Source organism: Anaerovibrio sp., from assembly GCF_024697385.1.
Lineage (GTDB): Bacteria > Bacillota > Negativicutes > Selenomonadales > Selenomonadaceae > Anaerovibrio.
Genome location: NZ_JAILFV010000181.1, coordinates 1 through 2,455 on the forward strand (window position 1 = coordinate 1; position 2,455 = coordinate 2,455).

The 2,455-nt window shown below is 37.4% G+C and carries 1 protein-coding gene; it reads right to left on the reverse strand.

Features of this window, described 5'->3' with window-relative positions; all coding sequences use genetic code 11:
* Positions 1–12: 12 nt before the first annotated feature.
* A complete protein-coding gene (locus K6C05_RS09505; protein WP_296734081.1) occupies positions 13–2,049 on the reverse strand; it encodes a hypothetical protein in 2,037 nt (678 codons plus the stop codon).
* Positions 2,050–2,455: the final 406 nt, after the last annotated feature.

Sequence of the window (2,455 nt, forward strand, 5' to 3'; positions counted from 1 at the left end):
TTTGTTAATTTGTTACTGGCAAACTCCATTTGAATCTACCCACCAGCCATTTATATACTGGCTTGTAGCCATATAGCCATCACCTTTAAAGTAATACCAGTTACCATCAATCTTCTGCCACTGATTCTGTGGATACCATCCTGTCTTATCTTCAATCCACCAACCCTTGGAGTCAGATTTCCAAGTCATCTTATATGTATCATCCCAAGCGCCATCTGATCCAAGCCAGCAACCGTCACGCCACTCATCAGCAGCCATATAACCGCTTTCGTCAAAATAGTAATATTTGCCATCTATTTTCTGCCACTGACTCTTTGGATACCAGCCCGATGAATCTTCTATCCACCAGCCACTTGCATTTTTCTTCCATGACAGCTTACCCTTGTAAGTCTGGTTGCCATTCTTGTCGTACCATTTGCCATCTACCCATTCATTTGAGTATGACGTTTCTTTTTTGCTATTACCACTTTTATTTGTATTTCCCTGATTAGAAGCCTGATTGTTTTTCTGAGAATTGTCAGTTTTATTATTTATATTTTGCTGATTATTTTGTTTGTTATCCCCTTGCTGGTCGTCATTTTGTCCTTCTCCACCCTGTTGGTTTTCATCCTGTTGACCACCGCCTTGATTGTTAGCAATCTCTTCATATTCATCCTGTGTTACAGTTTTCTCTTCTTTAATATAGGCACATTTATCGCATCCATAGCATATTTTTGCGTCATCCGCTCCATCAGCCGTTTCCGGAGAAACCGCTTTCCACACAAGATTATGAGCTTCTCTAATCGTTCCATCCGCACAACTATTGCAGTATGACCAATGCTCACTGGTATTATAAAAATAATTTTCAAACTCATGAACATGATCTTCAGGTGGAAACATATAATTATAGTTATCATAACTTATAGAATAGACTCTATCCATATATCCGCATACTGTACAGCGAAAACCATATTCACCAAGCTCTTCAGGTGTTGGAACTTTAATAATCGTAAATTCATTTGTATGATTTGCTCTCTCCAAACCATAGGTATGACATTCTGTACAATACTTATAATGATAGCTATCCGCACACTGCCAATCTGATAAAGTATGCTTATGCGGAGCCCCATCTACTGAGACCACATATAATGTACAAATACCACAATTATTTACACTGTTAGTTTCATCAAAGTTAAACCCAAGAACTTCCCACTTAGTTGTGTAGTTTATTTTCGTACCCATACCATTATTAGGTTCATATGGAAATTCCAAAAAATGATTTGATATATCTCCCGTAAAGGATATATTTTCACGAACAAAATCTACATTTTCAGAATCCGGAAGACCGTTACCGTTATCGTATACTTTCCCATTTTTTTTCCACTCAATCGCCTTATCTCTTCCATCAGAGCTCACATAGATTATATCTATATTGTAATAATCATATTCCTTACCTGATAGCTGATTCATATTATCTACTGTCAGCTGTTCAATGCATCCAGAATCTACTTTAACACCTGCATAACCATTTATATCCAGATTATGTTCCAAATAATATGCATATATACTGAGTTCACATTTAGGAATAAGTGTCAAGCCAGCAGCTGTAACTCCAGAATTTCCAGCTTCACCACTAACCCACGTAGGTTCTTCATATTCCGCAACAACACAATCAAAAGGTACTACATACGTTGTCTCACTAATTTGTTCCCATATTTCACCATTTTTATCCCCTGCATCATCGTAGGTATAACCAGTTCTTTCCATTTCCCTGTTGACATCGCCAAATAATTCATCTCTATGATCCAAACCTGCTATTCCTACGGATAAACAATTAAAATAAGTACACCAATATGCATATCCAGCAGGTTTATGATGATATTCCCAACGATTCTTTATTACTGTACCCTTTCTTATTTCCTGACCCACAGTGAACTCATATCCAAGTGTCCACTCAATTACTTCTCCCTCGGCATTTGCATCAATTTTTGTTGGTGGAATACTAATTAAGGATATAATCATTGTGATTGCAGCTATAACTCCCACCATAATTCTAGTAATCTTTCGCATAAAAACACCTCCTTCGGTCTTTCGCCAAAATTAAAAAAGTGTTTCATTTTACAGCCCTGCTGTCAACACTTTTAATAGCATAATTATACTGTTTTTTGCCCTTTTAACACAGATGACATATGTCGCAAATACCCATGTTCATGTCGTATCTTACGACAGATAAGGGTTAAAACAATTATTGTTGCAAAAATAGAGGCAGCCCTTTTAAGAACTGCCTCGTTTTTCCTTATGCATTTATAAACCAACCTATTTTTCATTCGAGATAACAATCTTGCCATCCACAATATCTACTTTAACTCTGTTTGTATCTATTCCGGCGGCCTCTCTCATTTCGGCTGAGAGTCGAACTCTTCCGGCCTTATCAAGAATGGAGAATTCCTCGTGTGACATATCGGCGCTTGTTTCA

What these genes read in the sequence shown, in the direction of transcription:
- K6C05_RS09505 (WP_296734081.1), bottom strand. Translation starts at nt 2,049, where the DNA reads ATGCGAAAGATTACTAGAATTATGGTGGGAGTTATAGCTGCAATCACA.